The following is a 26,014-nucleotide window of genomic DNA, read 5'->3' as shown; positions in this document are numbered from 1 at the left end:
CTTGACCCGCCGCCCGCGGCGCCGCCGTGCCCGCACGGCGGCGACCCTCCCCCACGGCGCTCGACCCGCCGTGTCCCACCGCCGCGCGTCCACCGCGGCGTACGGGCTCCCGCGCCCCCACCCGGGCTGCGGCGTGCCCTCCCCTGCCCGGGCCCCGGCCCGCGCACCCACACCCCACAGAAGGAGTCCTGCCATGCACACCTTCAGCGACACCCACACCCAGGCGCACTGCGCCCGTGCCGCCGAGCTCCGCGCCGCGGCCCGCGACTGGCAGCTGGCGCACGAGGCGGGCCGGGCCGGCCGGGCCCACGGCCTGCGGAACCGTCTCGGCGAGGCGCTGGTCGGGGCCGGCACCCGCCTCATGCACGCCGCGCCCGCGGCATGAGCGGTACCGCGCACCCGCACGCCCCCTCCCGCAGGGGGCCGCTCACGGCCCTGCTGGCCGCCAACACCGTTTCCATAGCGGGCAGTTCACTCACCCTGATCGGGGTGCCGTGGTTCGTGCTCCAGACCACCGGCAGCGCCGCGCGGGCCGGGGTGGTGGCCTTCTGCGCCACCCTGCCCATCGTGGTGGCCGCCCTGGCCGGCGGCCCGGTGATCGACCGGATCGGCCGGCGCCGCGTGTCGGTGCTGTCCGACCTGGTCTGCGGAGCGTCGGTGGGGGCGATCCCGCTGCTCCACCACGCGGGGCTGCTGGAGTTCTGGACGCTGTGCGCGCTGATGGCCGTCGGCGGGCTGGTGCACACCCCCGGGCTCACCGCCCGCGGCGTGCTGCTGCCGAACCTCGCCCTGCACGCCGGGACCACCGTCACCCGGGCCGCGAGCCTGTACGACGGGGTCTCGCGCGGCGCCCGGATGCTGGGCGCCGCGCTGGCCGGCGTACTGATCGCCGTACTGGGCGCGGAGTCCGTGCTGCTGCTGGACGCGGGCACGTTCCTGGTGTCCGCCGCGCTGGTCGCCTTCGGGGTGCGCGGGGTGCCGGCGGCCGAGCCGCGGCGCGTTGCGGGGGCCGTCTCCCTCGCGTCGTACCGTGCCGAGCTGCGCGAGGGCTGGGCCTTTCTCGTCCGCAGCCGGCTGCTGCTCGGCGTGACCGTGATGGTCATGGTCACCAACGGCCTGGACCAGGCGTGGAGCGCGGTGCTGCTGCCGGTGCACGCGCGCCAGGAGCTGGGCGGGGCGGCGCAGCTGGGACTGCTGGTGGCCCTGTTCGGCGGGGCCGCGCTGCTGGGCGCGCTGCTGTACGGGGCGGTCGGCGAGCGCTTCCCGCGCCGGGCGGTGTTCGCCGCGGCCTTCCTGGTGAGCGGGCCGACCCGGTGGGCGGTGGCGGCGGCGACCGACACGGTGACGCCGCTGGCGGTGACGATGGCGCTGGCGGGCCTGGGGGCCGGGATGCTCAACCCGATCCTGACCACGATGGTCTTCGAGCGGGTCCCGGAGGAGCTGCGCAGCCGGGTCGCGGGGGTGTCCACGGCGGGGTGCGAGCTGGCCATGCCGCTGGGCGGTCTGGCGGCCGGACTGCTGGTCGAGGGGGCCGGGGTGACCGGCGCGCTGCTGGCGTTCGGGGCCGCGTACCTGCTGGCGACGCTCTCGCCGCTGGTGTTCCCGTCCTGGCGGACGATGGGCCCGGAGTACGCCGTGGTGGCCGCGGAGCCGGTCAGCAGCTCGGGACCGAGCCGCCCTTCTCCAGCGCCTTCAGGGCGGACACCGCACCCGACAGGGTCGTGACCGGAACCAGCCGCAGCCCTTCGGGCAGCTCGGCCTTGGCGTCGGAGCACTCCGCCTTCGGTACGAGGAAGACGGTCGCGCCGTCGCGCTTGGCGGCCTGGGTCTTCAGGGCCACGCCGCCGACCGCGCCCACTTCGCCGGTGTCGGTGATGGTGCCGGTACCCGCGACCACGCGGCCGCCGGTGAGGTCGCCGCCGCTGCCGTCGCCGTCGATCTTGTCGACGATGCCGAGGGAGAACAGCAGGCCGGCGCTGGGGCCGCCCACGTCGGCGAGGGAGAGGTCGACCTTGACGGTCTTCGGGTCCTTCTTCAGGTAGCCGAGGGCGGCTGCGGTCGCGGCGTCCTGGGACTTCTGCATTTGCTCCAGGTTGTGCTGCTCGATCTCCTCGTCGTTTCCGCCCGTGGGGTAGACCGCCTCCTTGGGCAGTACCGCCCGGTCCGTGCGGAACCAGCTGCCGACCAGCTCGCCGAGGCCCACGTCGACGGAGGGGCCGGTGGCGAGGATGGTGGTCATCCTGAGCTGGCCCTCGGTCTTGCGGGTCGGGGCGCCGGTGACGGTGATGACCGGCTTGCCGTTCTGGGAGCCCAGGACGTCCGCCGTCAGCCCCGGACGCGCGAGTGCGAAGGGCAGCGGGGCGAAGGCCGCCACGGCGAGCAGCGCGAGCACGGGGACCGCACAGATGCCGAGGGCGGTGGGGCGGGGCAGACGAGTGAGGCGTGAGAGCACCCGGCCAATCTAGCGGGCCGGGTGCTCGGGACGGCTCCGGGCGGCTGTGCGCCCGGAGCCGGTGGGGCGGTCGTGCACGTACGCGCGTGGGGGGAGTGCGTACGCGGGCGGGCCGTCAGCGCAGGGCGTCGGCGACCTCGCGGGCCGCGTCGACGACCCGCGGGCCCACGCGCTCGGGCACGGCGTCGGCGAGCATGACGACGCCGACGCTGCCCTCCAGGCCCGTGATGCCGACCAGGGGCGCTGCGGCGCCGCTGGCGCCGGCTTCGAGCTCGCCGTGGGTGAGCGTGTACCCCGGGTCGTCGGGGGCGTTCTGGCGGGCGGCCAGGATGGCGCGTCCGGCGGCCCCGCGGTCCAGCGGGTGCCGGAAGCCGGCCCGGTAGGCGACGTGGTAGTCGGTCCAGGTCGGCTCCACCACGGCGACCGCGAGGGCCTCCGTGCCGTCCACGAGGGTCAGGTGCGCGGTGGCGCCTATGTCCTCGGCGAGCGAGCGGAGCGCGGGCAGAGCGGCCTCGCGGACGAGCGGGTGGACCTGACGGCCCAGCCTCAGCACGCCGAGCCCGACGCGGGCGCGGCCGCCCAGGTCACGGCGTACCAGCGCGTGCTGTTCGAGCGTGGCGAGGAGGCGGTAGACCACGGTGCGGTTGACGCCGAGCCGGTTGGAGAGCTCGGTGACGGTCAGACCGTGGTCGGTGTCGGCAAGGAGTTTGAGGACTCGAAGTCCTCTGTCGAGAGTCTGGGAGGTTTCCGCGGTCACGACGCCTCTCCCTCTGTGGTGAGCGGCGGTGATCTCTCACGGGGCGGTAGCGCTGCCGGTCCCATCGGCGACGCACGGAGAGGCCGCCGGATAAAGGCCATGAGCACCGGCTGCGCTCCGCGGCGGCGCTGCCACGGGGCGTTTCAATGCGGGGAAATGTAGCGAGCGGGTCCGCTGAGCGGAAGCCCTCGTCCAGAATCCGGGCGGTAGCAAGCAATTTGCGCCGTTTCGGGACCAAGGCCTTTGACACCGGGGACCTTATACGACCCGAAAGGGATTTACCGTTTCATTACCATCGGTATGGTCGACCGCACTTCACGGTCAACGGCGAGGGCCCGTGCGTTCCTCCGCACGGGCCCTCGTCCACGTTTCGTACGAAACCGGATCAGCGCATCCGGGTGGCCCACTCCTGGACCTTCTTGATGCGCTCGCGCAGCTGTCCCGCGGTGGCCTCCGCGCTCGGCGGGCCGCCGCAGACCCGGCGCAGCTCGGTGTGGATCACGCCGTGCGGCTTGCCGCTCTGGTGGACGTACGCGCCGACCATGGTGTTGAGCGACTTGCGCAGCTCCAGCAGTTCCTTGTGCGACACGACGGGACGCCGCTCGGCCGGCAGCTCCAGCAGGTCGGCCTCGGCGTCGGGCCTGCGCTTGCTGTGCGCGATCTGGCGGGCCTGCCGCTTCTGGAGCAGCAGCTGCACCTGGTCGGGCTCCAGCAGGCCCGGGATGCCGAGGTAGTCCTGCTCCTCCTCGCTGCCCGGGTGGGCCTGCATGCCGAATTCGGCGCCGTCGTAGAGGACGCGGTCGAAGACGGCGTCGGACTCCAGCGCCTCGAAGGGCAGCATGTCCTGCTCGCCGGTGTCCTCGTCCTGCTGCTTGTTCGCCTCGTCCATCTCCTTCTCGGACTCGGCGTACGGGTCCTCCTCCCCGCCCTCCTTCTTGGGCTTGTCGAGCACGTGGTCGCGCTCGACCTCCATCTCGTTGGCGAAGCCGAGGAGGTAGGGAATCGTCGGAAGAAACACGGAGGCGGTCTCGCCGCGCCTGCGCGAGCGCACGAAGCGCCCGACGGCCTGGGCGAAGAACAGCGGGGTGGAAATCGTCGTCGCGTACACGCCGACGGCGAGGCGCGGTACGTCGACGCCCTCGGACACCATGCGGACCGCGACCATCCAGCGGTCGTCGTTCCCGCTGAAGGTGTCGATGTGCTTGGACGCCCCGGCGTCGTCGGAGAGCACGAGGGTGGCCTTGGTTCCGGTGATCTCGCGGATCAGCTTGGCGTACGCGCGGGCCGAGTCCTGGTCGGAGGCGATGACCAGACCGCCGGCGTCCGGGATGCCCTTGCGGACCTCGGTCAGCCGCTGGTCGGCGGCGCGCAGGACGTTGGGCATCCAGTCGCCGCGCGGGTCGAGCGCGGTGCGCCAGGCCTGCGAGATGGCGTCCTTGGTCATGGGTTCGCCGAGGCGGGCCGCGATCTCGTCGCCGGCCTTCGTGCGCCACCGCATGTTTCCGCTGTAGGACAGGAAAATGACGGGACGAACCACCCCGTCGCCGAGAGCGTTCCCGTATCCGTACGTGTAATCGGCGGACGATCTCCTGATTCCGTCATTCCCTTCCTCGTACGTGACGAAAGGAATGGGATTCGTGTCGGAACGGAAAGGGGTTCCGGTGAGCGCGAGGCGGCGGGTCGCCGGGTCGAACGCCTCCAGGCAGGCCTCGCCCCAGGACTTCGAATCACCGGCGTGGTGGATCTCGTCGAGGATGACGAGCGTCTTGCGCTGCTCGCAGCGGTTGCGGTGGAGCATCGGGCGCACGCCGACACCGGCGTAGGTGACGGCGACGCCGTGGTACTCCTTGCTCAGCGGTCCGGCGGAGTACTCCGGGTCGAGCCGGATGCCTATCCGGGCGGCCGCCTCGGCCCACTGCTTCTTCAGGTGCTCGGTGGGGGCGACCACGGTCACCTGCTGCACGACGTGGTGGTGCAGCAGCCACGAGGCGAGGGTGAGCGCGAAGGTCGTCTTGCCGGCGCCGGGCGTCGCGACGGCGAGGAAGTCGCGGGGCTGCGTCTGGATGTACTTGTCCAGCGCCCCCTGCTGCCAGGCACGCAGCTTGCTGGCGGTACCCCAGGGGGCACGGCCGGGAAAGGCGGGTGAGAGGTGGTGGGAGGCGGTAGTAGTCACGGTCTCCGGTTCGGGGCTCTCGGCTGTACGGGCGGTCGCACGCGCAGTGACGGGCGTACGGGCGGTCGTACGGGCGGTGACGGGCCCGCCGGCACGTGCGGGACGGGCACGTCGTGCGGGCTCAAGGGCGGTCGTACGTAAGGACAACCGGGCCACCCTACCGGTGCCGCCGACCCACGTGCGGGCAGACGAGGCCGTGACCTCGGGGGGTGCGGCGAGACTCACATCCGGGGGCGCGGGGGAATACGAGTGCCCGGGCCGGGGGGCCGGGCCGGACGCACCGGTGCCCCGCGCCGGGCGGCGCGGGGCACCGGGGCAGGCGGACCGACCGGCTCACATGTCGTCGTGCAGCCCGCGCAAACGCCGCGAGATCTCGCCCACGTCGTCGAGCACGCCGGACGCCACCTCGATGACCAGCTTGTAGGCCGCGTCCTGGTCGACGCCGAGCATCTCGAACCCGTTGAAGTCGAGGAACACCACCGTCGACATCCAGGCCATCCGCTTGTTGCCGTCGACCAGCGGATGGTTCACCGCGAGCGACTGCAGCAGGGCGCCGGCCTTCTCGAACAGGTCCGTGTACGCCTCGACGCCGAACATCTGCGACTGGGGCCGGTGCACGGCGGAGCTGAGCAGCCCCAGATCGCGCACCGCCACCTCCTGCCCGCCGCAGGCAAGCTCGGCCAGGTCCAGGACTTCCTGGACCGTCAGGTACTTCACGTCACTCCCCCAGACGCCTCAGCAGGTCCGCGTGCGCCTTGGCGTACTTCTCACCGAGGCGGCTGACAGTGGCGCGATCGGCCTCCTGCTCCAGGTACCGGTCGATCGCCAGCAGCACTATGGCGTGCATGCTGCGCCCCTCCTCCTCGGCACGGAGCTTGAGGGCCTCTTGCTGGTCGTCACGGAGACGCAGGTTCATAGCCATACCAAAACGGTACCAGGGGCGGTACCGAACTGGTACCGGATAGCCCCGGCTCCCGGCTACGCCTGAACGGGAGCCTCCGCCCGCGGAGAAAGCCGGGACGCCACCCAGACGCCGACCGCGGCAACGCAGGCGATCGGCAGGAAGACCGCGGCGAAGGCCCCCGGGTGGGAGGCGGCCGCGTCGGAGGAGGCCGCGGCGTGGGCCATGCCCACCGAGCCGCCGCCCAGGGCGGCGAAGGCCGCGCCGCCGCCGGCCAGCAGCACCACGTTCGCGAGGGCGTCGGAGATCTGGAGGGCGGCCGAGTTGGCCCCCGCCTCCTCCGGCGCCGACAGCTTCAGCAGCAGCACGCTGCCCGCCGCCATCACCAGGCCCATACCGAAGCAGGCCAGGCCCCACACGGCGGCCAGCAGCCACACCGGCACCGTCTCGATCAGCACCAGCGGCACGGCGGCGATGCACACCGCCACCACGGCCATCCCGCCGACGACCAGCCGCTCGCGGTACTTCTCTGCCCACGGCCGCGCCTGTACCCAGGACCCGAGCGCCCAGGTCAGCCCGGCCGGGGCCAGCGAGAACCCGGCCAGCGTCGGGCTCAGCCCCCGCTGGGTCACCAGCATCAGCGGGATGAACGACTCGGCGGCGATGAACGACCCGGCCGCGACCCCGCGCAGCAGCACCACGGCCGGCAGCCCGCGGGCCGCCCGGTAGGTGCCGCGCGGCAGCAGCCCGAGCACGGCCGGCACCAGCAGCGCGGCGCCCACGGCACCCGGCAGCAGCGAGAGCCACCGGAGGTCCTGGGCGGCGTACTGGAGCAGCCCGGCCCCCACGGAGATCCCGAAGGCGAGCCTGATCCGGCGCCGGTCGAAGGCGACGGGCGGGGCGGCCGGGTCCGCGGGACCGGACGCGGTACGGCGTATCGCGGGCAGCGCGATCAGCAGCGGGAAGACCACCAGCACCGGGATCCCGACGAACACCCAGCGCCAGCCGAGGTGCTCGGTGACCGTGCCGGCGGCGAGCGGACCGACGATCGACGGCACCACCCAGCTCGCGGCGAAGGCCGCCATGATCGCGGGCCGCAGCCGCTCGTCGTAGGCCCGGCTGACCACCACGTACAGCGCGACGATCACCAGCCCGCCGCCCAGCCCCTGCACGGCCCGCCCGAGGACGAACAGCCACATGGCCCCCGCGGTGCCGGAGAGCACCAGGCCGGCGGCGAAGGCGCCGATGCCGGTGGTGAGCGAACGCAGCGGGCCCTGGCGGTCGCACCACTGCCCGGCCAGCACCATGCCGAAGAGGCTGGTGGTGAAGTACGAGGAGAAGGCGAAGGCGTACAGCCCGACGCCGTCCAGCTCGCGGGCGGCGACCGGCATCGCGGTGCCGACGGCCGTGGCCTCGAAGGCGATCAGCAGCACGACGGTGACGATGCCGATGGTGAGCGCCCGGTGCGCGGAACCCAGAACACCGCCCTGCGGCTCGGGCACGGGCGGCGGGGCGGCGGTCGCTGACGACGAGGTCTGCGGTTCGGTGGCGCTCATCGCCTCAGGGTAAGGGGCAACCCTGGCAATCGTCCCTGTCCGGGAAGGGGTCAATGAGGCGGATCCCGTCTGGTCCGCGGGCCCTAGGACCCCGGTCCGCCGAGCGCGGCGGCCCGCCGAACCGGGGACTGTGAACGCGCTGTGGCAGTCGCGTTGCGTCCCCGCCGGATCCCTTCCGGCCCGGCGGCGCCCGCGCATACGGTCGGAGCACCACAGCACGACCGCGTGCCCGAGTGGTTGAGGGAACCGCCTGCAAAGCGGTTTACGCCGGTTCGATTCCGGTCGCGGTCTCTGCGCGCCGTACGGCGCACGGCGCGACACGGCACGGCGCCCGGACCCTGCGGTTCCGGGCGCCGTGCCGTTTGTCTTTCCCGTCAGCGGGAGGGAGAAGGAGATGCGTCGCGGTCGAGGGGCGGCAGCGGCTCGGGAAGCCCGGACACGGCGTCCGGCAGCCCGCCGTTGTTCCGGCACCCGAGCTCCTTGGCGAGGCTCAGGGAGGCCGTGTGGAGGATGAGCATGCGGTCTTCGGCGGCGTGGGGCGGTTCGGGGTCGGCGAATGCGGTGATCCGCCCGTTGACGCGGAGGGGGATGGCTGGTGTGGACCCGACGCGGGAGCTGACACAGTCGAAGGAGATCGAGGTGCGGGACCCGTACAGTCCCGTCATCGTCCCCTTGCCATGTTCGAGGCGGCCTTTGGCGTAGTCGGGGAGGTCTGCCTTCTCGCTGTAAGCCGTGAACTCCAGCTTCACAGTGGAATAGCGCTTGGCCGACGGCACGTCACCACGGATGACGCAGTATGCACCCGGCATGTCACGGACCTTGTAGCCGGCCTTGTACGCGTCCTCGAGGACCTGTGCCGAAGCGGGAATTCCCAGCTCCTGCTTCTCCTTCCCCGGCACGAAGGAAACGGCGCCGGTGAGGCGCTCCAGCGCCTTCGCCGATGACGGCAGCACGACCGACCCACCGCACACCTGAGTCGCGGAGAAGCTCTGCGGCCGCGAGGGTTCCGGCTCGCCCTCGTCCGACGTACCGCACCCGGAGACGACCAACGCCGTCAGGGCTATGCCCAGCCCGATCGTCCGGGTGCGCGTCCTCATGTCCTGCTTCACTTGCCGGTCTCCGCCTCGTGTCCCTGCTGGGCCGCACGGGAGTTTCCGGTCTGGTAGCCGTCCCGCATGGACTCGATCAGATCGTTGCCGAAGTTGCTGTTCCGGTCGACCTTATGCGCCTCGATGAAGCGCTCCATCGGCGCCTCGGCGCTGCGCTCACCCGCCTGGAACATCGTCTTGGTGCTGGTGTGGGTCTCTCCGTCGATGTCGTCCTGGTGCTTGTCCACCGCTTCGTCCGACCAGTCGCCGATCACCTGCCCGGCCACCTGCTCGATGGCCCCGCTGCCGGTGTCGACTGCCAGGGGGACGAGGATCGCCGCGGCTCCGGCCGCCGCTGCCGTAGCCGGGAGGAAGGCGACACCCGCAGCGACGGCGGCTCCTGTGCCGAACTCGATCCAGGCCGCGCGTTGCGCCTGAGCACGCTCGTACTCCTTGTGCTTCTCCTCCGCCTCGCCCCGGAGTTGCCCGGCGCGGGACTCGTCGAGCATTCCCTGTACTTCGGCGGTAGCACGGATCGTCGCGCGGGCACGTCCTTCGTCGATGGACCCGTCCGGGCCCACGGTCGTTTCCAGCACGCTGGACGAGTAGACCCGATCCGCTGCGGAGACCGATGCGTAGGCGTCCGGATGCTGGCCCAACGCGCTCAGCAGGTCTCGCACTCCTTCCCGGCCGAACCTCGCGTGCAGTGCATCCTTGGACTGGGGGGTGAAGACACTCTGGTCCCGGTTCTCGTCCAGCGCCCAATTCACATCGTCGATGTAACCCGCCGTCATGCGGCCCAGGCTGTCCGCCAGAATCTCCCGGTCCTTCAGAAGTCCCGCGTCCCCGCCGTACTTCGCGGCAACAAGTTCCATGATCCGCGCCGAACCCTCGTCGCGCAGCAGCTTCGGGTTCGGGTCGTCCCACGCGTGCCCCAGCGTGGCCGCCTCAAGGGCGTGGCCGAACGCGTCCGGCATGAACTTGAGGGCCTTCTTCGCCTCTTCCGGGTCAAAGATCTCGATGTCCGGGAAGGTCTTGTACTTGTCGTTCCCGAAGAAGTCGAGGTAGCTGCCGATCGGCTTGCCGTCGGCGTCCTTGCCCAGGTCCGCCGTCTTGCCCTCCTTGACCGTGCCGTCCTCGTTGTACGCGGTCATCGGGTTGTCCGGCGAGAAGAACTGCTTCGCCGCCTCCGGGCTGTGCCCCAGCGCCTCCAGGAAGCCGGTCATCGGGTCGAAGCCGGCGCCGTTCAGCCCGGACGGGTTGAACATGTTCTTCGGGTACCCGCCCAGCGGCTTCGTGTCCGCCCACCGGTAGGGGTCCTCGGCGTGCAGCTGGGCCGCGTGTTCCGCGATGGGGTTCAGGAAGCGGGGGTCGTAGTCGCCGTACCGCATGATGCCGCTCAGCAGCTGGTAGCCGAAGGCGCCGCTGCGGTCGTACTCGTGCAGCATGATCCGCTCGGTGCCCAGCTTCCGCAGTTCCTGCCCGAACGACGCCGGCAGGTGCGGCTTGTGGTCCGGGTCCGTCGCCGTGGCCAGGTTGAGGCCGAGGTTGCGCTGGAGCTCCTGCACGTCCTTCAGCCGCTGCTCGTTCACCTCGGTGTAGTCGTACGTGTCCGTCGACAACTGCCCGAAGAGCTCCAGGGCCTTGCGCGGCCCGAGGGTCTCGTAGAAGTGCGTCGAGAAGGCCGGCGCGCCGTGGTTGTCCCTCAGCAGCTCGTTGAGCTGCACCAGCTCCTCGTGCGTGAGCTCGCGCCCCTTCTTCGCGAGGTCGGCCGCGCGCTGCGCCTCCTCGGCGTCCAGGCTGTCGTACTTCGGCGGGCTGAAGTTGTGGGCGTCGTCGGTGATGTTGGCCCGCAGCGCGCGGGCCATGGACTGGTCGGCGTCGTCGCAGGTCTCCACGATCGCGTCGATGCGCCGCTGGAGGGCCTTGATGGCCGCGCCCTCCTTGCGGACCAGGTCGTCGTAGTCGGGGTCGTGCCGGCCCTCGGGGTGGTTGCTCAGCGGGTCGGCGGCCCTGACCTTGCCCGAGTCGACGTCGACCACGAGCTGCTGGGCGGGAGCCTCCGTGGAGACAATCTTCTTCAGCTGGTCCTGGGCGTGCTTGAAGGCCGCGTAACCCTGGCCGAGGATCGTCCCGATGCCCTTGGCGGCCGCGGCGGCGTCGCCGAACTCCTTGGCCGTCTTGCCGATGAACGGCTTGGTCACGTCGGCGTTGACCCCGCGCCAGTCGGCCGCGTTCGCCTTGGCCAGCATGCCGCTTCTCGCGTCGCCGGAGAGGGTCTCCAGCTTCCCGGCCATCGCGCCCCAGTCGGTCACCGCGTCGTGCAGCTTGGCGAGTTGGAGGGTGTAGATGTCGGCGAACGTCAGCGCGCTGGTCATGTCGTTGCCCTACTTGAGGTACTCGTTGATCTTGGATGCGGACAGGGCGGCGGTGATGTCCGCCTCTTCCTTGGCGTGCGAGGCCGCGGAGTAGTCCAGGTGGTTGGAGACGTTCGCGCAGGCGTCGAGGAGCGTGCGCAGCTGCGTGTTCCAGCGGTCGTGGACGGTCAGCAGGGCCGGACCGCTCCGGAAGTTCGTGTTCGTGAGCGCGATCGACGCGTCGAAGGTCGCCGGGCGGGCGTGGTCGCCGTCGCGCGAGAGCCGCTGGTAGAGGTCGTACGCGTCGCCGCCGACGGCTCCGAGGGCGTCCGGGTCGACGCTGAGGTCGGCCGTGGGGCTGGTGCTGTGGGCTGCGGTGGTGCGCGCGGAGGCCCATTCCTTCTCGAAGGACACGTCGCGTCTCGCTTCCTACTGGTTCCGGCGGCGGGAACGTACGGCGACCACGGCGACGGCCCCGCCGATCAGCACGGCCGCGCCGATGCCGAGGGCGATGTACGGCTCGTCGCCTCCGGAGCCGTCGTCGATCGGCGTGGCGTTGGCGGGGCCGTTGGCCTGCGGAGCCCGGGTCTTGGAGGGGTCCTGCTGCGGCTTCGGTTCGGCGGCGGCGAGGTCGGGGAGCGGGTATTCGTCCGCGGGGCCCGGGTCGCCGGGGTCGGTCAGGGCGACGCGGGGGCGGACGACGCCGTAGCCGATGTAGTCGCTGCGCTCCTTCCCGTCGCTCGGCTTGCCGGCCGTGTTCAGCATGACGCGGAGGACCTGGTTGTTGGTCCAGGTGGGGTGGGCGGACCAGATGAGGGCGGCGGAGGCCGAAACCAGTGCCGTTGCGTCACTGGTTCCCTTGCGCTCACAGACCTGGGAGCCACGGTCGCATCCGGAAACAATCCCGTCGCCGGGAGCCGCCAGGTCGACCTGCGGGCCATGCTGGGACCACTTCGTGGCGTTGGCATTGCGGTCGACCGCCGCCACGCCCACCACACCGGGCGTACCAGCCGGATACTCGATCCGGTTCTCCTTGTCGCCTTCGTTGCCCACCGCCGCGAAGATGAGCTTCCCCTTGGTGAGGGCGTACTTCACGGCATCGCGCAGCTGCTCGCCTTCGTCGACGCCCGACATTGAAATGTTCAGGATCTTCGCGTCCGAATCGGCTGCGAACCGAATGGCCTCGGAATACGACTCACCCGCCCCACGCCCACCCCCGCCCTGCGACACACGCAGGGGAAGGATCTTGGCGCCGGGCGCCAGGCCGTACACGCCATCGCCTCCGTGGCCCTTGCCCGTGCCGGCGATGGTGGAGCTCATGCCCGTACCGTGATGCAAGTAGTCGACGCGCTCGTCGCCTTTGGCCTTGGAAAAGTCCTTGCCGGGGAGAACCTGCCCCTCCAGCTCCGGTACATGGCCGACGCCGCTGTCGATCACAGCGACGATGACTCCCTTGCCGGTACTGACCTTCCACATCTCATCAGCCCGCATGGAATCGAGATGCCATTGATCGGAGCGAACCGTGTCCGCATGTGCCGGAGTGGCGACGACCCCGGCCAGCAGCAGGCCCACCAGGGCTGACGTAGCTCTACGCATGCGCATCACGTGCAGGTTCCGTTCGCTCAGTCGATCACCGGCGGGACAACGCGGCGGTTGCCCGACTGCCAGGTCTCTTCGTCCTCGGCAAGGTAGTCGGGACGGTGCCCCCGACGCTCCTCCCGCTCGTCCGGCTGTCCGTTGGACTGGCCTCGTACGAGACCGGAGCCGCCCTGGGTGAACGGACGGCCGCTGGCCGAACCGGCCGCCTGCTGGCGCCCGTAGACGCCACCGGGCTCACTGGCGAGCCGACGCCCGACAGGTGAGGCACCCTGCCCGCCGCCGTGCCCGCCGGCACCCCCCATGAAGCCTCCCGGGGAACGCCCGGTCTGGCCGCCGCCCGTCTCACCGATGACCGTGCCACGCGGAATGCCGGCGGCCGGCGTCCTGCTGACCGGCACCTGACGGCCGCCCATGATGCCCGGGTCCCTGGGTCCGGGAGTCAGCCCCGGTCCACCGAAGCGGCCGCCGGGGCCGCCCGGGCCGCCACCCATGACCGGGGGCGGGGTCTGCCGGATTCCCCCGCCGGGCGGGAGGCCGGGGCCGCCGCCACCGGGCTTGATCCCGTTCGGGGGCAGTACCAGCGGCGGGGGCGTGGGTACGTTCGGCAGGGGACCGCCCCCGTTGGGCGGATTGACCACGGGCGGCAGCGTCGTGACCGGCGGAGCCTTCCGCTCGATCGGCGGGGCCACGCTGTCGAGTCGCGGATCGTTGTCTCGATCCGGGATCACGGGGGTACGGGCGTCCGGGGTCACGGGAGTCGGAGCGTTCGGCTGCGGAGACGGGGTCGGGGACTCCGGCACCGGCGGCGGGGGCGTGTCGCCGCCACCGTCGTTCTTCGGCGGTACGTAGCCGGAGCCTCCCGTGCCACCATTGCCACCGGTCCCGCCCCCGTACGAGCCGCCAGGCCGCTGGACCTCTTGGAAGCCACGAGAGTCAGTCGGTACGAAACGGTCCGGCGGCGGCGGGAACGTGGGCGGCTCCGCCCTGTTCATCTCCAGCGACGACGCCTCGTACGACTGCGCCAGCTTCGTCATCTGCTGGACCGCCGTCGCGTGGTCGCCGTTCAGCTTCGTGCGGGCGTCGCGGGCGATCTGGTCCGAGTCCGGGTCGTTCGGGGCGTCGTTGGCCGCCTCCAGGTTGGCCGCCGCGGCCTTGTCGCGCTGCGGCATGTTGGCCTTGACCTCGACGATCGTCTGGGCCGCGTTGGTCATCCAGGTGCCGCCCGTGGCGCTGTACTCGCCCAGCCGGAGCGTCGCGTTGCCTGTGGCGTTGACCCACTCGCGGAACGCGTCGCCGCCCTCGCCCTCCCACGCCACCTTCGGGGCATGGGCCTTGAGGTCTTCGCCGATCTCCTTGATGGTCTTGGCGGCCTCGGTCAGCTGCGTGCCCAGGCTCTTGGCCGTCGCCGCGTCCGCCGAGGCGAGCATGGCCAGCAGCGCGTCGTGCGAGTGGCCCTCGAAGTTCGTCGCCATCAGAAGGAGCCCTCCTTCGAGCCGCCGTCATCGCCCGTCTGCGGAGCCTCGGCGTGCGCGCCCTCGCGCTCCTTGGCCGCCGGGTCGCGGCTCCGGTCGTACCGCTTCTCCGCGTCCGCGTGCAGGCGGCGCATGCGCTGCTTGATGTCCTCGTCGACGTTCTCGTAGCCCACGCGGGAGCCCTCGACCGCGATGCTCAGCGCCTCTATCTGGCCGGCCAGCGCCTTCGAGAGGCTGGTCAGCTCGCCGTGGACCTTGTTGTACGCGCCGTACAGCCCGTCGGCCTCGTGGAAGCCCTTGCCCAGGTCGCCCGACGGCAGCGTGCCGTCGGCGATCGCCTTGGGCGCCGCCTGGGAGCCCTCCAGCTTGGTCAGCAGCTCGTCGACGCGCGTCTTGAACTTCTGCATCGACTCGACCTCGACGGACATGGCCTTCGCCTGCGCGGCAACCGCGCCCGCGAGACCGCCCGCCAAGACCCCGCCCGCGAGCAGGCCGAAGGAGCCCGCTCCGTCGTCCACCGCCACGTTGGCCCTCCCCGTGTGTCACCCGCGTGTGCCCCGGCCCCGTTCGCATCCGTTCGCACGCGGACGGGAGATCACTCTAGCGAGCAGGACCGACAGACCAAACTCCGGGTTGCACGTGCAATGGAGGTGCAATGCACGTCACACGGGCACCAGTTGGCTTCAGCCGGCTGTCGTCGCCGGCTGGACCACCGCCGCCTGGGGGCGGATCGGGAGGCGGTTGACCGGCCGGCCGGTGGCCGCCCGTACCGCCGACGCGACCGCCGCCGGGGAGGTCACCACGGGCACCGCGCTCGCCGCCTTCGCACCGAAGGGCGCGACCACGTCCCGCTCCTCCACCAGCTTGACGATGCGGATGTCCGGGGCGTCCAGCGCGGTGGGCAGGGCGTAGCCCGTCAGGTCCGGGTGGCGGACCAGACCGCCGCCGGTGCGCAGGTTCTCGGTGAGCGCCGCGCCCAGCCCCTGCGTGACGCCGGCCTCGATGCGGGCGGCCAGCTGGCGGGGGTTGAGGACCCGGCCGACGTCCTGGGCCACGGCCAGTTCGACCACCCGGACCGCGCCCAGCTCGATGTCGACGTCCACGACCGCGCGGATCGCGCAGAAGGCGAGGCCGACGAAGGCGTCGCCCTGCCCCGACTCGTCGAGCGGCTCGGTGGGGTGCGGGCGGCACTGGGCGGTCGCCCAGAGCTCCTTGCCCGCCATGGCCTCGGTGACGGTCGTGGTGAAGGCGCCGTCGTACGAGGTGATCTTGCCGTCCTGGATCTGGAGCAGCTCGGTCGACATGCCCAGCTTGTGCGCCATGGGCTGGAGCAGCTGGGTACGGACCATCTTCGCGGCCCGTTCGACCGCGCCGCCCGACACCCAGGTGTGCCGGCCGTGCGTGGCCGGCCCGGCCGGGGGCTGGTCGGTGTCGGCCGGCGCCACGGCCACGTGCTCGATGCCCAGGACCTCCTGGACGATCTGGCGGGCCAGCGTGGCGAAGCCCTGGCCGGTCTCGACCGCGGCGCAGATGACCGTGGCGGTGCCGTCGTGGACCTTGACCGTCGCGGTGGACACCTCGTCGGTGCCCTCGGCGCCGAGCATGTGGACCATGCCGAGGGCGTAGCCGACCCCGCGGCGTACGGCGCCGGGCTCGCCCGCGCCCTCCGGCCCGCCGGGCAGCAGCCACTCGTCCTCGGGCTCGTCCTTCGGCAGGCCGGGCAGCTCGAAGTCGCGCACCGCGCGCAGCAGTTCCGCGACCGGCGCCGGGCAGGTGACGGTCTGGCCGGTGGGCAGCAGGTCGCCGGTGGCCATCACGTTGCGCATGCGCAGCTCGGCCGGGTCCAGGCCCAGCTTGGCGGCGAGCTTGTCCATCTGGCCCTCGTACGCCGCGCACACCTGCATCGCGCCCTCGCCGCGCACGTGGCCGGAGGGCGGGTTGTTGGTGCGTACGGCCCAGCCCTCGACGAAGGCGTGCGGGACGACGTACGGGCCGCAGGCGAAGGCCACGGCCGCGGCCAGCGATTCCGACGAGGCGTCCGCGTAGGCGCCCGCGTCCATCAGGATCTGCGCCTCGACCTTGACCAGGCGGCCCTCGGCGTCCGCGTGGTGGCGGTAGCGCAGCAGGGTGGGGTGGCGGTGGGCGTGGCCGAGGAAGGACTCCTCGCGGGTGGCCGCGAGTTTGACCGGGCAGCCGGTGCGCAGGGCGAGCAGCGCGAGGGGCAGCTGGAAGCCGCCGTCCTCGCGGTCGCCGGTGGCGCCGGGCACGCCGGTGACGACGACCTTGACCCGGTCCGGTTCGAGGCCGAGGCAGGCGGCGGCGAGGTCGCGGTCGGTGTGCGGGTCGGTGGAGGCGGTGTAGATCTCGACGCCGCCGTCGGGACGCGGTACGGCGAGTCCCGCCTCGGCGCCGATGGGCGCGGGGTCCTGGCGGCCGATCCGGTACAGGCCCTCGACCACGATCTCGCCGGTGACGTCCGGGTCGCCGTAGCGGAGCGGGATGTGGCGGATCAGGTTGCCGTCGGGGTGCAAGGGCTCGGCGCCGAAGGCCTGCTCGGGGTCGGTGACCGGTTCGAGAAGCTCGTACTCGACGGTGATCGCGGCGGCGGCCAGGCGCGCGGTGTCGGGGTGGTCGGCGGCGACGGCGGCGATGGGCTCGCCGTGGTGACGTACCACGTCGTGGGCGAAGACGGGCCGGTCGGAGATGCGGCGGCCGTGGGTGGTCGCGCCGGGTACGTCGGTGTGCGTGACGACGGCGCGGACGCCGGGCATCTCGCGGGCGGCGGACGTGTCGACGGACAGGATGCGGGCGTGCGCGTGCGGGGAGCGCAGCACGGCGGCCCACAGCAGGCCCTCCGCCCAGAGGTCGGCCGCGTACGGGAAGGTGCCCTCGCTCTTGGCACGCGTGTCGGCGGAAGCCACCGAGGCGCCGAGGCCCAGGGCGGGCTGCTCCGCGGCGGTGGCTTCGGCGGTCGCCGTGGCCGCGTCGTTGGTCACGCCATGCCTCCGTCGTGGTGGATGCCGCCGGCGCCGGGGGGCGCCTGGTGCGGGATGCGGGCCTCGGGCGCGGGGTCGGCGTGCGCGGCGGCCGCCTCCTCGCGTTCGGCGACGACCTCGCGTACCGCCTGGATCACGCCCTGGTAGCCGGAGCAGCGGCAGAGGTTGCCGCAGAGCGCCTGCCGGGTCTCCAGCTCGCTGGGGGCGTGGTTGCCCTCCAGCAGGTCGTGGATGGTCATGGCCATGCCGGGGACGCAGAAGCCGCACTGGACGGCGCCGGACCGGCACAGGGCCTGCTGCACGTCCGAGAGCCGGCCGTTCTGGGCCAGGCCCTCGACGGTGCGGACCTCGCTGCCCGCGGCGGTGGCGGCGGGCACCAGGCAGGAGGCGACCAGGCGGCCGTCGACCTGCACGGCGCAGGCGCCGCACTCGCCCTGGGAGCAGCCGTCCTTGGCGCCGGCCAGACCGAGGCGCTCGCGCAGCACGTAGAGCAGCGACTCGCCGATCCAGGCGCCGGTGACGGGCCGGTCGGCGCCGTTGACGCGCAGCACGTACGAGGCGTGCGGGTGCTCGTGGTGGGCGTCGGCCGGACCGGCGCCCTCGGGGTGGGCGGCCGGGGTCGCGGCGAGGGCCTCGGTACGGGGCTCCGGGGTGCCGTCTCCGGCTTCCGCGGGTGGCTCGGCTGCGCGGGAGTCCGCGCCGTCCGTGGGCTCGGGGGCCTCGGCCGCTTCCGGTGACGGCACGGCCGCGGGGTCCGCCGCGTCGGCCGGGGTGCCGGCCGCGGGGGTGTCCGTGCCTTCGCCGGCCTCGGTTCGGGGGGCCTCGGTCTGCTGGGCGCCGTCGCGCGCTCCGGGTACGCGGGCCTCGTCGTCCGGGGCCGCGGAGTGCTGGACGGGCTCGTCGCCCGCCGGAGCCGCGGCCGCGGCCTGCGCCGCCGCGGGGACGCCGGTGCCGAGCCCGCGGCGCAGCGCGCGGGAGCCGCGCGGGGCGGTCGGGGGGAGTTCGGCGGTGGGCTTCGGGGCGGGGTGGCCGCCGCGCGCCGCGTGGTCCGGGCCGGCGGAGCCGCGTACGGCGTCCGCGTTCGCTTCGGCGTCCGCGGGGAAGCCGTCGGCCGCACCGGGGTGGAGGGGGGTGCCGTGCGGCGGCGTGCCGGGGGCCGGCGTGCCGTGCGGCGGTGTGCCCTGGGCAGGGAACCCCTGGTCGGGCAGCCCGTACGTCGTCGGCGTGCCGTACGCGGGGGTGCCGTGCGCGGGCGTCCCGTGGTCCGGCAGCCCGTACGCGGAGGTGCCGTGCGGCGGCGTGCCGTGCGCGGGCCCGCCCTGGCCGGCGCCCTCGTGGCCCGCGGGACCGTGGTCCGGCAGGCCCGGGGCCCCGGCAGTGAGCGGGGCGCGCCCGGCAGCGGTGTCCTGGTCCCCGGCGGCTTCGAAGCCCTCGGGGAGTCCAGCGGGTACGGCCGGTACGGCGGCACCGCTCGCGGCGTGCGCGGGCGCGGCCTCCCGCACCCCGGCCCGCCCGGCGCGCTCCCGCGCCGCGTCGTCGCCGGCGGGCGCGCGCACGTGGCCGGCACCCGCCGGGTAGTCGCGCTGGGCCTCCAGGCCGGTCAGCAGATCGGCGGCGACGGCGCCCTCCGGGTGCCCACCGGGCACCTGCCCGGCGGCGTCGGAACCCCACGAGGCCACGCGGGGCCCGGCGGCAGCCCCGCCGGCGACCGCTCCGGCCGCGTCGTCGGCGGCCACGCCGTGCCCCGCACCGGCGACACCGTGCCCGGCACCGCCGTGGCCCAGGGCCACACCGCGCCCGTCCGTCCCGAACAGCTCGGCCCCGTGCCCCGCGTCCCCCGCGTACGCGTCGGCCGCACCGGCCCCCGCACCAGCGTCGGAGTCGTCGGCGCCCGCGTAGGGCACCCGTACCGCGGTGCCCGTGTAGTCGGCGGGGGGAGCCACGTAGCCCCGCACCCCGTCGAACGCGGTGCCCGAGCCCTCGGTGTGCTCGGCAGCGGCTTCGGCGACCGCCTCGGCGGACGGCACCGGCCACTGCTGCAACTGCTCCGCCCAGGGCGCGGCGGCACCGCCCGGCAGGGTCGCCGGAGCCTGGTGCGCCCACTCGGGGGCCAGGGTGGAACGCGTGTACTCCCCCGATTCCTCGGGCAGGTCGCCCCGGGCCACCGGGATCGACCACTGGCCGGTCAGCGCGGCCCCGCCGGAGGTTCCGTCGGCGTCGGGGAACCGCCACTCGGCGGTGTCGCCGTGCGCGAGCCCGCCCGCCTCGGGCCAGTCGGCGGCCGGCACCGCGCCCCAGGCCCCGGCACCCGCGGAACCCGCGTCCGCCTGCCCGGCACCCACGGCACCCATGGCGCCCACGGCACCCGCGCCCGCCTCGGGCCACTCCGCGGACGGCACCGCGTTCCAGGCACCCGACGGCTCCGCGCCGCCCGTGCCCCACGCGCCACCCGCATCAGAACCGGCCTGGTCCGCACCGGCACCGGCGAGGCCCGCGGCACCATCCGCCACGCCCCCGGCAGCACCGGCACCGGTCACGGCAACGCCACCCGTGCCGGCGTCGCCCTGCCAGTCGACCGGGATCGACCAGGTCCCCGTGGCGGCCGGATCCGTACCGGCGCCCGAGGTCACGATCACCGGAGGCACGTACCCGTGCCCGGGAGCCTCCAGCGGCTCGCCCGTGCCCGCGCCGCCCAGCATCTCGTCCGGCAGCTTCACGAAGGCCGTGGCGTCCGCGTCGTAGTCGCCGCCGTGCGGCACCGGCTGCCAGCCCCAGGAGCCCTGCGCGGACCCCGTCACGTTGTCGTTCCCACTCATGAGGTCAGCGCCCTCCCCAGTGCCCTCCGGGCCAGTACGGCCACCGTCCGACGCAGTTGCAGCACCGCCGGTGAGGCGGGCTCAGGCGACTGGTCCGGTACGCATGCCATGGCGACGTACTCGCCGAAGGCCTCCAGCGCCTCCGGGGCCAGCGCGCGGCCGTTGTCCCAGTCGATCAGCGAGGCCACCCACCGCTCGGCCTCCAGCGGCCGCAGCGGCATCGGGGCCACGGCGCCGATCGCGCAGCGCACCCCGCGCCGCGCCGGGTCGAGCACCAGGCCCACCGAGGCGACCGCGCGCCCGGGGCCGGTCCGGCCGGTGGCCTTGAGGAACACCTGCGGGGCGTGCAGCAGCGGCACGCGGACGAAGCCGATCAGCTCGCCGGGGTGCAGCATCTCGCGGCCCGCGAGCAGGTGGGAGACCGGGATCTCGCGCTGGGCGCCACCGGGCCCGGCGATCAGCAGCTCGGCCTCCAGCGCGGCCAGCACCGGCAGGGTGTCGCCGGTGGGCGCGGCCGTGGCGATGTTGCCGCCGAGGGTGCCGGCGTTGCGGATCTGCGGCGGTCCGGCGGCGCGCGCGGCCGCGGCCAGGGCCGGGATCAGCGCGGCGAAGTCGGGGCGTCCCATGCGGGCGTGCGTGAGGCAGGCGCCGAGCAGGGCGTGGCCGTCCTGGTACTGCCAGCCGCGGATCTCGCTGATGCGGCCGAGGCCGACCAGGCCGGCGGGCCGGAGCAGTCCGGAGTTGACCGCGGCCATCAGGTCCGTGCCCCCGGCGACGGGCACGGCGGCGGGCATGGCGGCGAGCGCCGCCACGGCCTCGTCGAGCGAGGACGGCAGCATCACGGACTGCGCCGTCTGCGGTGCGTGCGTGGTCAACCCAGCTGCCCCTTCCCGATGTCCCGGCGCTCACAGCTGTCCGCCGTACGGTACGTCTTCACTGCCGGGACGTGGCAACTCTGGCACATCTTCCAAGCCGGTCGACGCGAGGGTCCGCCGGTGACCGTTCACCCCCGACAAGGCAGTTCGCCCGATTTGGCACTGCTTGGGCACAGACTTCCGATTGCCCCCGGTCCGCCCGTCCGCGCCCCCGCACCCGCCGCGAACCGGGCCCCGCACGCCCCCGCCGCCCCCGGCGGCGCCCCCCGCGTCCGGGAGCCGGCGCGCGCCGTCCCGCGCCCGCCGCGCACCCCGGTCACCCCACCCGCCTCCTCACACGTTCGGGGGCGGCCCCTCGACCGGGCGTCCCAGCACTCCCGGACGCCGCTGCCACGGCAACGGCCCGCCGGGCGGCCGGTAGTGGACGCCCAGCGCGTCAAGGCGCCGGAAGTGCCCGGTCATCCGGTCGCGGAAGCCGGGCCAGTCGCGGTCCGCGGGCCCGGGCAGCGCCGACCACACGACCTCGGCGAAGGCGACCAGCCGCGGGAAGACCTGGTAGTCGACCCGGCCCTGGTCCTCCATCACCTCGGTCCACACGTTGGCCTGCGCGCCCAGCACGTGCGCGGCGGCGGCCGCGTCGAGTTGGGGCGGCACCGGCTCGAAGCGGTACACGTCCTCCAGCGTCCGCACGTAGCCGATGGGCACGGGCTCGTCGGGGCCGCCGTCCTGACGGTGGTCCAGGTAGACCTGCTGTTCGGGGCACATCACCACGTCGTGCCCGGCCCCTGCGGCCGCGATGCCGCCCGCGTAGCCGCGCCAGGAGGAGACCGCCGCGCCGTCCGCGAGCCCGCCCTCCAGGATCTCGTCCCAGCCGATGAGCCGTCGGCCGCGGTCGGCGAGCCAGCGGTCGAAGTGCCGGATGAACCAGGACTGGAGCTCGTCCTCGTCGGCCAGGCCGAGTTCGCGGATCCGCGCCTGGGCGGCGGGCGAGCGGCGCCACTGCTCCTTGGGGCACTCGTCACCGCCGACGTGCACGAACGGCGAGGTCTCCGCGGGGAAGAGCGCCAGCAGTTCCTCGAACACGCCCTCGTAGAAGCGCAGCACCTCGTCCGTGGGGGCGAGGACGTTCTCGCTGATGCCCCAGTCGTCCCACACGCCGAGGGCCGCGGTGTCGGCCGCGTCGGTGTTGCCGAGCCAGGGGTACGCGGCGATGGCGGCCTGCGAGTGGCCGGGTACGTCGATCTCGGGGACCACCCGTACGTGCCGGGCGGCGGCGTAGGCCACGATCTCGCGGACGTCGTCCTGGGTGTAGAAGCCGCCGTGCGGGGTGTCGTCCCACAGCGGGGAGGCCCGGTGGCCCCGGCGGGTGCGGGGGCGCCAGGCGCCGACCTCGGTGAGGCGGGGGTGGCGCAGGATCTCGACGCGCCAGCCCTGGTCGTCGGTCAGGTGCAGGTGCAGCACGTTCAGCTTGTGGGCGGCGAGCAGGTCGACGTACCGCAGGACGGCGTCCTTGGGCAGGAAGTGGCGGGCGACGTCGAGCATCATGCCGCGCCAGCCGAAGCGCGGCCGGTCCTCGATCCGCGCGTGCGGCAGCCGCCAGACGCGGCCCGGCAGCGGGGCGCGGCGGAAGGCGTCGGGGCCGAGCAGCTGACGCAGCGTCTGGGCGCCCCAGAAGACGCCCGCGGGGCCGCCGCCGACGACGGCGGTGCCGCCCGGGCCGACGGTGAGCCGGTAGCCCTCCTCGCCCAGCTCGGCACGGACGCGGCCGTCGGTCAGCAGCCGGATGCCGGAGCGGCCGCTGCCGGGCGGGAAGGGGAGCCCGGTGGCCGCGCCGAGTTCACCGCGCAGCCAGCGGGCGGTCGCCTCCGCGCCGGGGCCGGCGGTGAGGGTGGTGGTCGCGTCGAGCGTGTGTCCGGGGGCGCCGTCGTCGACGTGGCAGCGGACGGGTGCCGGGATGAGGTCCATGCGTCGGCCCTTCGCGGTCGGGGCGGTCGCTCCCGGTCCGACGCCGGGAGGTACCCGCATGCCGTTGCACCCTGCGCAACGGCTGTTTCACGGAGTGCTTACGCGGGGGACCCTACCGGCATGCGAAAGGCCCCCGGGAGGCGCGGCACGCACACCCCGGGGGCCTTCCGGCCGCGGCAGGGACTACTTGTCCTTGCCGCCCTTGTCCTTGTCGCCGCCGGCGCCCATGGAGTCGTAGATCTCCTTGCACATGGGGCAGACGGGGTACTTCTTCGGGTCGCGGCCCGGCACCCAGACCTTGCCGCAGAGCGCCACGACGGGGGTCCCGTCGAGGGCGCTCGCCATGATCTTGTCCTTCTGGACGTAGTGGGCGAAGCGCTCGTGGTCGCCGTCGCCGTGGGAAACCTGCGGCGTCGGCTCTACGAGGGTCCCCGTGCCAGTCCCGCGCTCGGGCTCAAGAGTGCTCATGCCGCTAGGGTACTGGGCCGCGCGGCGCCACGAGGAGCACGCCCGGGCGGGGGTGGTCCGCCCGGCCCACGACCGCGTGCGCCGGACCCACGACCACGGGCACCCCGCCCATGTCCACGGACGCCCCGCCCACGGCCACAGACGCCCCGCCCACATCCACGGGCACCCCGCCCACGACCACGGAGGCCGGGCCCGGGGCGGCCGGCGCCGGGACCAGGGCGGCACGCGGCGGGCCCCGGACCTCGCGCGCCGGGCCCGCGACCGCGGGGACTCCGGCGCCGCCTCAGTTCAGGGTCGGGTCGTCCGGGTAGGTGGCGACCATCGCCAGTTCGCTGCGCTGCCTGCGCAGCACCGACCTCCAGAGCCGTTCCGGATCGGGCGAGGACACGTCCCCGGGCTCGGACTCCACCACGTACCAGGCGCCCTCGATCAGCTCGGCCTCCAGCTGGCCCGGACCCCAGCCCGCGTAGCCGGCGAAGATCCGCAGGGACCCGAGGGCGCTGGCCAGCAGCTCGGGCGGGGCCTCCAGGTCGACCAGGCCGATCGCGCCGTACACCCGGCGCCAGCCGAGCGGGCCCTCGTCGCCCGGTATGACGGCGATCCCGAGCGCGGAGTCGAGCGAGACGGGACCCCCCTGGAAGACCACGCCCGGTTCCCCGGCCAGGCCCGCCCAGGGCAGCAGGACGTCACGGACGCCGACGGGGGTGGGCCGGTTCAGGACCACGCCGAGCGAGCCCTCCTCGTCGTGGTCGAGGAGGAGCACCACCGCGCGGTCGAAGTTCGGGTCCGCCAGTGCGGGAGTGGCGACGAGCAGTCGCCCTGTGAGCGAGGACACCTCGGTCATGCGGACATGATCCCGCATATTCGCCCTGAAGGGGGAGCGGGCGACGGATCGGACGGCACCGCACTTCGGGCGCATCGCGGCAGCGCGGGGCGCGCACCGCGGAGCGGGATACGGAAGGGGATCCGGAACGCAACCCTCCGCCATGCGGCGGGCACGGAGGGTGCTGTGGCCAATTCATGACATTCCCGGGGGCCCGTCGGGCATACGGATCCGGGGAGTCTGCCCCTTACCCTTTTCTCTGGCCCCCTGCCCACCTCTCTCGGAACGCGAGATTCATGACCGGCACAGACGATGTCCTTGTTGTCCACGGCGGCACCCCGCTCGAGGGCGAGATCCGGGTCCGCGGCGCGAAGAACCTCGTGCCGAAGGCCATGGTCGCCGCTCTGCTCGGCAGCGAACCCAGCCGTCTGCGCAACGTCCCGGACATCCGTGACGTCCGCGTGGTCCGCGGCCTGCTCCAGCTGCACGGCGTGACGGTCCGCCCGGGCGACGAGCCGGGCGAGCTGGTCCTGGACCCCACCCACGTCGAGAGCGCGAACGTCGCCGACATCGACGCGCACGCGGGCTCCTCGCGCATCCCGATCCTCTTCTGCGGCCCCCTGCTGCACCGCCTCGGCCACGCCTTCATCCCGGGCCTCGGCGGCTGCGACATCGGCGGCCGGCCGATCGACTTCCACTTCGACGTGCTGCGCCAGTTCGGCGCGACCATCGAGAAGCGCGAGGACGGTCAGTACCTGGAGGCCCCGCAGCGGCTGCGCGGCTGCAAGATCCGCCTGCCGTACCCCTCGGTCGGCTCGACCGAGCAGGTGCTGCTGACGGCCGTGCTCGCCGAGGGCGTGACCGAGCTGTCGAACGCCGCCGTGGAGCCCGAGATCGAGGACCTGATCTGCGTCCTGCAGAAGATGGGCGCGATCATCTCCATGGACACCGACCGGACCATCCGGATCACCGGTGTCGACAAGCTGCGCGGCTACAACCACAAGGCGCTCCCGGACCGCCTGGAGGCGGCCTCCTGGGCGTCCGCGGCGCTGGCGACCGGCGGCAACATCTACGTGCGCGGCGCCCAGCAGCGCTCGATGATGACCTTCCTGAACACGTACCGGAAGGTCGGCGGCGCCTTCGAGATCGACGACCACGGCATCCGCTTCTGGCACCCGGGCGGCCCGCTGAACGCGATCGCGCTGGAGACGGACGTGCACCCCGGCTTCCAGACCGACTGGCAGCAGCCGCTGGTGGTCGCCCTGACGCAGGCCGCCGGCCTGTCGATCGTCCACGAGACGGTGTACGAGTCCCGGCTGGGCTTCACCTCCGCGCTGAACCAGATGGGTGCTCACATCCAGCTGTACCGCGAGTGCCTGGGCGGCTCGGCCTGCCGCTTCGGCCAGCGCAACTTCCTGCACTCGGCGGTCGTCTCGGGACCGACCAAGCTGCAGGGCGCCGACCTGGTCATCCCCGACCTGCGCGGCGGCTTCTCGTACCTGATCGCGGCCCTGGCGGCCGAGGGCACCTCGCGCGTCCACGGCATCGACCTGATCAACCGCGGCTACGAGAACTTCATGGAGAAGCTCGTGGAGCTCGGCGCCAAGGTCGAGCTGCCGAACGGCGCGCTCGTCTGACGCTCCAGAAGCACGCAGGAACGCCAAAGGGCGGCCACCCCGAGGGGGTGGCCGCCCTTCTGCGTATGAGGACGCCTCA

The 26,014-nt window shown here is 73.4% G+C and carries 21 protein-coding genes and 1 tRNA gene; 4 read left to right on the top strand and 18 right to left on the bottom strand.

What is annotated here, in order from left to right; all coding sequences use genetic code 11:
* Positions 1–193: 193 nt before the first annotated feature.
* Together ACIQUQ_RS24365 and ACIQUQ_RS24360 are read left to right on the top strand one after the other, a co-directional pair.
* The gene (locus ACIQUQ_RS24365; protein WP_403979406.1) at positions 194–385 is read left to right on the top strand and encodes a hypothetical protein; all 192 of its coding nucleotides are present in this window, start codon (positions 194–196) and stop codon (positions 383–385) included.
* Positions 382–1,725 (top strand): MFS transporter, encoded by a 1,344-nt coding sequence (locus ACIQUQ_RS24360; protein ID WP_403979404.1) that lies wholly within the window; start codon positions 382–384, stop codon positions 1,723–1,725. The genes ACIQUQ_RS24365 and ACIQUQ_RS24360 overlap by 4 nt, the downstream gene beginning before the upstream one ends.
* On the opposite strand, the gene ACIQUQ_RS24355 is transcribed toward ACIQUQ_RS24360, so the two are convergent.
* The 6 genes from ACIQUQ_RS24355 to ACIQUQ_RS24330 all read right to left on the bottom strand — a co-directional run bounded on the left by ACIQUQ_RS24355 (position 1,655) and on the right by ACIQUQ_RS24330 (position 7,839).
* Positions 1,655–2,452 carry a S16 family serine protease gene (locus tag ACIQUQ_RS24355; protein ID WP_403979401.1) on the bottom strand — a complete coding sequence of 266 codons (798 nt, stop codon included), beginning with the start codon at positions 2,450–2,452 and terminating at the stop codon, positions 1,655–1,657. The genes ACIQUQ_RS24360 and ACIQUQ_RS24355 overlap by 71 nt on opposite strands.
* A gap of 115 nt (positions 2,453–2,567) precedes the next feature.
* Positions 2,568–3,209 carry an IclR family transcriptional regulator gene (locus ACIQUQ_RS24350; protein ID WP_399944790.1) on the bottom strand — a complete coding sequence of 214 codons (642 nt, stop codon included), beginning with the start codon at positions 3,207–3,209 and terminating at the stop codon, positions 2,568–2,570.
* Between the two features lie 385 nt (positions 3,210–3,594).
* Positions 3,595–5,382, bottom strand: a complete 1,788-nt coding sequence (locus ACIQUQ_RS24345; RefSeq protein WP_399944788.1) for a DEAD/DEAH box helicase — start codon at positions 5,380–5,382, stop codon at positions 3,595–3,597.
* A 333-nt stretch (positions 5,383–5,715) separates the two neighbouring features.
* Positions 5,716–6,099, bottom strand: coding sequence for a type II toxin-antitoxin system death-on-curing family toxin (locus ACIQUQ_RS24340; protein ID WP_403979398.1), 384 nt, complete (start codon positions 6,097–6,099; stop codon positions 5,716–5,718).
* 1 nt (position 6,100) lies between these two features.
* Positions 6,101–6,298, bottom strand: a complete 198-nt coding sequence (locus ACIQUQ_RS24335; RefSeq protein ID WP_403979635.1) for a CopG family transcriptional regulator — start codon at positions 6,296–6,298, stop codon at positions 6,101–6,103.
* A gap of 62 nt (positions 6,299–6,360) precedes the next feature.
* Positions 6,361–7,839, bottom strand: a complete 1,479-nt coding sequence (locus ACIQUQ_RS24330) for an MFS transporter (protein WP_403979395.1) — start codon at positions 7,837–7,839, stop codon at positions 6,361–6,363.
* A gap of 219 nt (positions 7,840–8,058) precedes the next feature.
* Here ACIQUQ_RS24330 and ACIQUQ_RS24325 point away from each other — a divergent pair.
* Positions 8,059–8,130 (top strand) — tRNA-Cys (locus ACIQUQ_RS24325).
* Positions 8,131–8,213: 83 nt separating this feature from the next.
* Here ACIQUQ_RS24325 and ACIQUQ_RS24320 read toward each other — a convergent pair.
* The 12 genes from ACIQUQ_RS24320 to ACIQUQ_RS24265 all read right to left on the bottom strand — a co-directional run bounded on the left by ACIQUQ_RS24320 (position 8,214) and on the right by ACIQUQ_RS24265 (position 24,319).
* Positions 8,214–8,936, bottom strand: coding sequence for a hypothetical protein (locus tag ACIQUQ_RS24320; RefSeq protein WP_403979393.1), 723 nt, complete (start codon positions 8,934–8,936; stop codon positions 8,214–8,216).
* Positions 8,937–8,944: 8 nt separating this feature from the next.
* Positions 8,945–11,305 carry a hypothetical protein gene (locus ACIQUQ_RS24315; protein ID WP_403979390.1) on the bottom strand — a complete coding sequence of 787 codons (2,361 nt, stop codon included), beginning with the start codon at positions 11,303–11,305 and terminating at the stop codon, positions 8,945–8,947.
* 9 nt (positions 11,306–11,314) lie between these two features.
* Positions 11,315–11,698 (bottom strand): hypothetical protein, encoded by a 384-nt coding sequence (locus ACIQUQ_RS24310; RefSeq protein WP_403979387.1) that lies wholly within the window; start codon positions 11,696–11,698, stop codon positions 11,315–11,317.
* 15 nt (positions 11,699–11,713) lie between these two features.
* Positions 11,714–12,856 carry a type VII secretion-associated serine protease mycosin gene (gene mycP, locus ACIQUQ_RS24305; protein WP_403979384.1) on the bottom strand — a complete coding sequence of 381 codons (1,143 nt, stop codon included), beginning with the start codon at positions 12,854–12,856 and terminating at the stop codon, positions 11,714–11,716.
* 50 nt (positions 12,857–12,906) lie between these two features.
* Positions 12,907–14,355: a hypothetical protein gene (locus ACIQUQ_RS24300; RefSeq protein ID WP_403979382.1), complete on the bottom strand. Its 1,449-nt coding sequence runs from the start codon at positions 14,353–14,355 to the stop codon at positions 12,907–12,909.
* On the bottom strand, positions 14,355–14,879 hold the full coding sequence (locus ACIQUQ_RS24295; RefSeq protein ID WP_403979379.1) for a hypothetical protein: 525 nt from the start codon (positions 14,877–14,879) through the stop codon (positions 14,355–14,357). The genes ACIQUQ_RS24300 and ACIQUQ_RS24295 overlap by 1 nt, the downstream gene beginning before the upstream one ends.
* 159 nt (positions 14,880–15,038) lie before the next feature.
* Positions 15,039–17,351 (bottom strand): xanthine dehydrogenase family protein molybdopterin-binding subunit, encoded by a 2,313-nt coding sequence (locus ACIQUQ_RS24290; RefSeq protein ID WP_403979376.1) that lies wholly within the window; start codon positions 17,349–17,351, stop codon positions 15,039–15,041.
* The gene (locus tag ACIQUQ_RS24285) at positions 17,348–20,167 is read right to left on the bottom strand and encodes a 2Fe-2S iron-sulfur cluster-binding protein (RefSeq protein WP_403979374.1); all 2,820 of its coding nucleotides are present in this window, start codon (positions 20,165–20,167) and stop codon (positions 17,348–17,350) included. The genes ACIQUQ_RS24290 and ACIQUQ_RS24285 overlap by 4 nt, the downstream gene beginning before the upstream one ends.
* Positions 20,164–21,042: an FAD binding domain-containing protein gene (locus tag ACIQUQ_RS24280; RefSeq protein ID WP_403979371.1), complete on the bottom strand. Its 879-nt coding sequence runs from the start codon at positions 21,040–21,042 to the stop codon at positions 20,164–20,166. Before ACIQUQ_RS24280 ends, ACIQUQ_RS24285 begins: the two co-directional genes overlap by 4 nt.
* Before the next feature lie 333 nt (positions 21,043–21,375).
* Positions 21,376–23,007, bottom strand: coding sequence for a beta-N-acetylhexosaminidase (locus tag ACIQUQ_RS24275; RefSeq protein WP_403979368.1), 1,632 nt, complete (start codon positions 23,005–23,007; stop codon positions 21,376–21,378).
* Between the two features lie 183 nt (positions 23,008–23,190).
* On the bottom strand, positions 23,191–23,475 hold the full coding sequence (locus tag ACIQUQ_RS24270) for a DUF3039 domain-containing protein (protein ID WP_150207851.1): 285 nt from the start codon (positions 23,473–23,475) through the stop codon (positions 23,191–23,193).
* A gap of 283 nt (positions 23,476–23,758) precedes the next feature.
* Positions 23,759–24,319: a YqgE/AlgH family protein gene (locus ACIQUQ_RS24265; RefSeq protein ID WP_403979365.1), complete on the bottom strand. Its 561-nt coding sequence runs from the start codon at positions 24,317–24,319 to the stop codon at positions 23,759–23,761.
* 275 nt (positions 24,320–24,594) lie between these two features.
* On the opposite strand from ACIQUQ_RS24265, the gene murA reads away from it, so the two are divergent.
* Entirely contained in the window at positions 24,595–25,935 is a 1,341-nt protein-coding gene (murA, locus tag ACIQUQ_RS24260) for a UDP-N-acetylglucosamine 1-carboxyvinyltransferase (RefSeq protein WP_399944751.1), read from the top strand.
* The last annotated feature ends 79 nt before the right edge of the window (positions 25,936–26,014 follow it).

This window comes from Streptomyces sp. NPDC101118 (assembly GCF_044759445.1).
GTDB lineage: Bacteria > Actinomycetota > Actinomycetes > Streptomycetales > Streptomycetaceae > Streptomyces.
This window is presented reverse-complemented; position numbering and strand designations above follow the sequence as displayed.